The organism is Thioalkalivibrio sp. ALJ1, assembly GCF_000745395.1.
In the GTDB taxonomy this organism is placed as follows: domain Bacteria; phylum Pseudomonadota; class Gammaproteobacteria; order Ectothiorhodospirales; family Ectothiorhodospiraceae; genus Thioalkalivibrio.
In genome coordinates this window covers 378,710-385,000 of sequence record NZ_KN050684.1, presented here as the reverse complement: position 1 = coordinate 385,000, position 6,291 = coordinate 378,710, and the positions used below count along the sequence as shown (strand labels likewise).

The following is a 6,291-nucleotide window of genomic DNA, read 5'->3' as shown; positions in this document are numbered from 1 at the left end:
AAACTCCGAATACCGAGAAGTGCGAGCATGGGAGACACACGGCGGGTGCTAACGTCCGTCGTGGAAAGGGAAACAACCCAGACCGCCAGCTAAGGTCCCAAAATCATGGCTCAGTGGGAAACGATGTGGGAAGGCAGAGACAGCCAGGAGGTTGGCTTAGAAGCAGCCATCCTTTAAAGAAAGCGTAATAGCTCACTGGTCGAGTCGGCCTGCGCGGAAGATTTAACGGGGCTAAAGCCATGTACCGAAGCTGCGGACCTGCTTTGCAGGTGGTAGAGGAGCGTTCTGTAAGCCTGTGAAGGTGTGCCGAGAGGCATGCTGGAGGTATCAGAAGTGCGAATGCTGACATGAGTAACGATAAGATGGGTGAAAAACCCATCCGCCGAAAGCCCAAGGTTTCCTGCGCAACGCTAATCGGCGCAGGGTTAGTCGGCCCCTAAGGCGAGGCAGAAATGCGTAGTCGATGGGAAACAGGTTAATATTCCTGTACCGACTGTTAATGCGATGGGGGGACGGAGAAGGCTAAGTGATCCGGCAGTTGGTGCCCGGTTCAAGTATGTAGGGAGTGTCCTTAGGCAAATCCGGGGACACAATCCTGAGGTACGATGACGAGCCTCCACGGAGGCGAAGTCACTGATGCCCTGCTTCCAGGAAAAGCCTCTAAGCTTCAGTTAACAGTTGACCGTACTCCAAACCGACACAGGTGGGCAGGGTGAGAATCCCAAGGCGCTTGAGAGAACTCGGGTGAAGGAACTAGGCAAAATGGTACCGTAACTTCGGGAGAAGGTACGCCTCGGCTGGTGATGGGACTTGCTCCCTGAGCTGGCTGAGGTCGCAGAGACCAGGCCGCTGCGACTGTTTATTAAAAACACAGCACTCTGCAAACTCGTAAGAGGACGTATAGGGTGTGACGCCTGCCCGGTGCCGGAAGGTTAATTGATGGGGTTAGCTTCGGCGAAGCTCTTGATCGAAGCCCCGGTAAACGGCGGCCGTAACTATAACGGTCCTAAGGTAGCGAAATTCCTTGTCGGGTAAGTTCCGACCTGCACGAATGGCGTAACGATGGCGGCGCTGTCTCCACCCGAGACTCAGTGAAATTGAAATCGCAGTGAAGATGCTGTGTACCCGCGGCTAGACGGAAAGACCCCGTGAACCTTTACTACAGCTTCACACTGAACTTTGAACTTGTTTGTGTAGGATAGGTGGGAGGCTTTGAAGCCGGGACGCCAGTCTCGGTGGAGCCGACCTTGAAATACCACCCTGGCAAGTTTGGAGTTCTAACCCAGGCCTGTAATCCAGGTCGGGGACCGTGTGTGGTGGGTAGTTTGACTGGGGCGGTCTCCTCCCAAAGAGTAACGGAGGAGTGCGAAGGTACCCTCAGCGCGGTCGGAAATCGCGCGACGAGTGCAAAGGCATAAGGGTGCTTAACTGCGAGACAGACACGTCGAGCAGGTGCGAAAGCAGGTCTTAGTGATCCGGTGGTTCTGTATGGAAGGGCCATCGCTCAACGGATAAAAGGTACTCCGGGGATAACAGGCTGATACTGCCCAAGAGTCCATATCGACGGCAGTGTTTGGCACCTCGATGTCGGCTCATCACATCCTGGGGCTGAAGCAGGTCCCAAGGGTATGGCTGTTCGCCATTTAAAGTGGTACGCGAGCTGGGTTTAGAACGTCGTGAGACAGTTCGGTCCCTATCTGCCGTGGGCGTCGGAGATTTGACAGGATCTGTCCTTAGTACGAGAGGACCGGGATGGACGCACCTCTGGTGTTCCGGTTGTCACGCCAGTGGCACTGCCGGGTAGCTAAGTGCGGAAGGGATAACCGCTGAAAGCATCTAAGCGGGAAACCCACCTGAAGATGAGATCTCCCTGGACCCTTGAGGTCCCTGTAGGGCCGTTGAAGACTACAACGTTGATAGGCTGGGTGTGGAAGCGCGGTAACGCGTGTAGCTAACCAGTACTAATTGCCCGTGCGGCTTGACCATATAACACCCAAAGTGTTGGTGGTCTCGTCTGACACATCACGAAGTACACAAGCCTAGAATGCATTCCGAATTCAGATGATGCGGCAGCAGCCGTGTAATCTGGCCAGTTTGTCTGGCGGCAATAGCGAGTAGGAACCACCCGATCCCATCCCGAACTCGGAAGTGAAACTGCTCTGCGCCGATGGTAGTGTGGGGTCTCCCCATGTGAGAGTAGGTCACCGCCAGGCATTAATCCGAAGGCCCGGTCCCCTTTTGGGGGGCCGGGTTTTTTTATGCGCGAAATTCTGCAGGCAGACTTTAGAACAGTGGGTTGCGCAGTTGAGGATGCAAGCGGATGCGGTTGGACGACGTCCGCAGATAGAGGAGGGATGCATGGCGCGAAAACGGACCGATGGGGGGCTGGTATTGGTAGGGCTGGTCCTACTGGGAATTGGCCTCTACGCGATCTTCGGTGGCGAAGTGGCATTCACGCCGATTGCGCCGCGGGAAGGCGCTGGTTTTGGCGGTTTCTGGGCGGTGTTGATTGGGGTCGCGTTCGTACTGGGTGGGCTTTATTTCCTGCGCGAGTCCAGACGGTAACGGCGCCGCAAGGAGGGGACGTACATCCGTTCAAATGGCGGCGGTGGTGCGCCAAGAAAACCCGTCGTCCTGAGTCGCGATATCGATGTCGTCCCTTTGGCACCCGAGGCCTGCCGCGAGTGCATCGCAGGCGAGTGACTCACGATTGTTGTCGCTCGACAGGTGCATGCCGATCACGTGCCTCAGTCGAGAGCGGTCCATGCGCTGAAGAAGCTCGGTGGCCGCGTGGTTCGGGAGATGGCCGTAGCCTCCGCCGATTCGTCGCTTCAGGGACGGCGGATAACGCCCGGCCTGAAGGAGTTCAGGGTCGTGGTTGCATTCGAGCAACAGTGCGTGGGCGCCGTCCGCCATGTCGACCATGTGGGGTGAAATATGTCCGGCATCGGTCATCAGGACCAGGCGGTGGTCGCCATTGGAAATGGCGAACTGCGTGGGCTCGCGACAGTCGTGGGGGACGGTAAATGGGTGCACCCACGCCGCCTCGATCTCCACAGGGGTATCCGCTTGGACCTCCTGGATGCTGGCGAAGCGGTCGTCGCGGGCCGCGAGGCGCGTCCCGGGGCTGGTATACACCGTCAGACCATAGCGCCGCGAAAGGGGCGCCGCGGCTCCGATGTGGTCGGTGTGCTCGTGGGTAACGAGCACGGCGGTGAGATCGTTCGGGCTGAGGTCGATGCGAGCGAGGCGCCGCTCCAGTTCCTGGACCGAGAAGCCGCAGTCCACCAACAGCCGAGTTTCCCCGATCTCGACGACCAGGGCATTGCCCGAGCTGCCGCTGCCGAGGGAGCAGAAGCGGATCATCTCGCCTGTCGCGCTACCGTACGCTTAGCGCAGAATCTGTTGTTCAATGCGCTCCAGGACGAACTCGGCGTCGCGACGGCTGAGTGATTCGCCGTCAATATCGCGGGCTTCTATGCGCAGGTCGCCGTCACCGGTCTCGCTTAGGCGGATCTGGTAGCGTTCGTTCTCGCGACGATCACCACCGCGGCCGAAGATTCGGCTGAAGAAGCCGCCGCGTTCGCCTTCGCCGACCATGTCGGGTCGGTAGGTAACTTCGAACGTACGCGTATTGCGATCCTGTTCATCGACCAGGAGTCCGGCGCGGTCGAGGTAGGTGCCCATTTGTGACCACAGGCGGTCCATTTCGCCAGCGGTCACCAGTACCGGTTGGCCTTCGTGTTCGGTTTGATGCAGCTCGGTGGGGCGGTCCGCGATCGTTTCGGCGACCCGAGTCCCGCCTTCAGGGATCTCGCCGGTCGTCAGGAACACCCGCAAACGGTTCAGCATCTCGGCTTCGAGCTCGGGGTCCGCAGGGCGCACGGCCCAGCGCCAGGTTTCGCCCTCGGGCTCTTCCGATGCGCCCCGGTGAGCGATGTAGATCGCCGACCGACCGTTGTCGCGTTCCAGGCGCAGGCGATACTTGTCCCGCGTGTTGGCGTCGTAGACGTTGCCGAGCGCCCGCGCGAAGATATTCTGGCTCCCACGGAGCGGGATGCCCGCGCGGTCTTCGGCCCACTCGGTCTCCATGATGCCGACCTGTGGTTCGTTGCGCTCCAGGCGGAGGTTCTGGCTGTCCCAGAATGCGGTCAGCTGGTCCCACAGTTCTTCCGGAGGCGTTTCAACGCTGAGCCAGCGGACGCTCCCTTCGCGCCGCATCTCGACCTCGGTGGATTCCGGGAGAACGCGTGCATCACTGCGCACGGCGGGCGCGGTATCCGTTGGCTGGCGCTGTTGCTGCCGCGCCGCGGAATCCTGCTGCATCTCGCGGGCGCTCACGCGCTCGCCCGGCGCATCCGGGATGCGATAAGCACGTTCGCTGTCGGGGGCAATGAGGTCCGGCGGGACCTCAAGATTCTCCATCTGCCGGCTCATTTCATATTCGGGGCCGCTCTGGCGGTCGCCCGAAGTAGAGCACCCGGCGATTGCCAGGCCCGTGGCCAGGGCAAGGGCGGCGTGCGTCGCGCGGCGATGAAGCTTGGCAGACTGTTTCATGTCAGGGATCAGACCTCTATGCCAGCCTGGCGCATGGCGTCCAGGACCGGCGCATGGAAGGGTTCGGACAACGGTGTCAGCGGCAGGCGAATACCTGCCTCCATGAGCCCCATGCGATGCAGGGCCCATTTGACGGGGATCGGGTTCGCCTCAAGGAACAGGGACGAGTGCAGGCCGTCCAGATGGCGATTGATCTCGCGCGCCTCGTCAGCGCGCCCTTCGCGTACGGCACGACACATGGCGGCCATCATCCGCGGCGCGACGTTGGCCGTCACGGAGATGATCCCGTGGCCGCCGGCGAGCAGGAAAGCCAGCCCGTTGCCGTCATCCCCGCTGTAGAGATCCATGCGATTGCCGACCCGGGCGACCAGCTCGGCGGTACGCTCGTTGTTGGCGGTGGCCTCCTTGATTCCGATGATGTTCGGGATGTCGGCCAGCCGTTCCACTGTTTCCGGCAGCAGGTCAACCGCCGTGCGGCCGGGTACGTTGTACAGGATCTGCGGGATGTCCACCGCCTCGGCAATGGCCTTGTGGTGCAAATACAGGCCTTCCTGAGTCGGTTTGTTGTAGTAGGGCGATACCAACAAGCAGGCGTCCGCGCCGGCTTCTTTGGCGCAACGGGTCAGCGCGATAGCCTCGCGCGTGGAATTCGCACCGGTACCCGCGATCACCGGCAGGCGCCCGTTGACGGTCTTCACCGTATGGGCGATGGCTTCGCAGTGTTCGTCGAAATCGAGGGTCGCGGATTCGCCGGTGGTGCCGACGGCGACGATGGCATCAGTGCCGGCCTCGATGTGGAATTCCAGGAGCCGATCCAGGGCCGGCCAGTCCAGGCTGCCGTCCGCGTGCATCGGGGTCGCCAGTGCGACCATGCTGCCTTGAAACATCGACTCCTCCAACAACGGGAATGGTGCAGTCTAACGGGCGGGTGACAAGGCATTCAAGATTCCCTTGGCCGGGGTGCTACGGACCTCGCATGAAGGATGTGCCAGGTGGGCCCCTTTGCCTCGCTTTCGCCGTTGGCGCCACCGGGGCAAGGTGGTATGTTGCGAGCCATCATGCCTGTTGCCGCTTTCACGCAGAGAACCCCCGAGTGGTCCCCCGTTCCTGGCCGCGGGTGGAGCCGGCAGGTCCCGCATGGCTGAAGTCGCCGGCGCCGGAGCGCACACCCACCTGATCCTCAACCTGATCGGGCCGGATCAGCCCGGCCTGGTATCCAGCGTGACTCGCGTGATCGTCGATACTGGCTGCAACCTCGAATCCAGCCGCATTACGGTTGTCGGTGGCTACTGTTGCATGGCCCTTAGCACCAGTGGCAACTGGAAGACCCTGGGCACCCTGGAGTCCCGTCTGGAACGCCTCGAGGCCGAGATGGGCCTGGTGGTGGTGGCGCGGCGCGGTCCGCTGGACGAGCGCGCCGCGGCCGCCATGCCCTATGCCGTAGACGCAGTGGCGCTGGATGCGCCCGGGCTGCTGAATGCGCTTGCGGATTTTTTTACCAGCCGCGGCGTGAACCTGCGCGATGTCCAAACCCGCGTCTACATTGCCCAGCAGACCGGTGCCCACATGTTCGCGGCCAACATGATCGTAGATATCCCCGCAGGGCAGCACTTGGCCAGCCTGCGAGGCGAATTCATGGACTTTTGTGACGAACTGAACGTGGACGGCGTGCTGGATCCGATCAAGGCCTGACGAGCCCAGGGCGTACGTCGTTCAAGACACTCGAATGCAACG

Annotated in this window: 5 protein-coding genes and 2 rRNA genes (1 of these 7 running past the window's edge); 4 read left to right on the top strand and 3 right to left on the bottom strand. The window is 61.1% G+C overall.

Annotated elements, in window-relative coordinates; translation table 11 throughout:
• From F462_RS04165 to F462_RS04155, 3 genes are all read left to right on the top strand, one after another.
• Window positions 1-1,986: ribosomal RNA gene (locus tag F462_RS04165) — 23S ribosomal RNA — on the top strand (it extends 893 nt beyond the left edge of the window).
• A gap of 111 nt (window positions 1,987-2,097) precedes the next feature.
• A 5S ribosomal RNA gene (rrf, locus tag F462_RS04160) occupies window positions 2,098-2,213 on the top strand.
• A gap of 145 nt (window positions 2,214-2,358) precedes the next feature.
• Window positions 2,359-2,565, top strand: a complete 207-nt coding sequence (locus F462_RS04155) for a hypothetical protein (RefSeq protein WP_038051870.1) — start codon at window positions 2,359-2,361, stop codon at window positions 2,563-2,565.
• A gap of 30 nt (window positions 2,566-2,595) precedes the next feature.
• On the opposite strand, the gene F462_RS04150 is transcribed toward F462_RS04155, so the two are convergent.
• From F462_RS04150 to dapA, 3 genes are read right to left on the bottom strand one after another with little or no spacing between them, the layout of a single operon-like run.
• Entirely contained in the window at window positions 2,596-3,366 is a 771-nt protein-coding gene (locus F462_RS04150; protein WP_038051868.1) for an MBL fold metallo-hydrolase, read from the bottom strand.
• Between the two features lie 24 nt (window positions 3,367-3,390).
• On the bottom strand, window positions 3,391-4,557 hold the full coding sequence (gene bamC / locus F462_RS04145) for an outer membrane protein assembly factor BamC (protein WP_038051867.1): 1,167 nt from the start codon (window positions 4,555-4,557) through the stop codon (window positions 3,391-3,393).
• Window positions 4,558-4,565: 8 nt separating this feature from the next.
• A complete protein-coding gene (dapA, locus tag F462_RS04140; RefSeq protein WP_038051866.1) occupies window positions 4,566-5,444 on the bottom strand; it encodes a 4-hydroxy-tetrahydrodipicolinate synthase in 879 nt (292 codons plus the stop codon).
• 250 nt (window positions 5,445-5,694) lie between these two features.
• Between dapA and F462_RS04135 the strand changes: the two genes are divergently transcribed.
• Window positions 5,695-6,249, top strand: coding sequence for a glycine cleavage system transcriptional repressor (locus tag F462_RS04135; RefSeq protein ID WP_038051865.1), 555 nt, complete (start codon window positions 5,695-5,697; stop codon window positions 6,247-6,249).
• The last annotated feature ends 42 nt before the right edge of the window (window positions 6,250-6,291 follow it).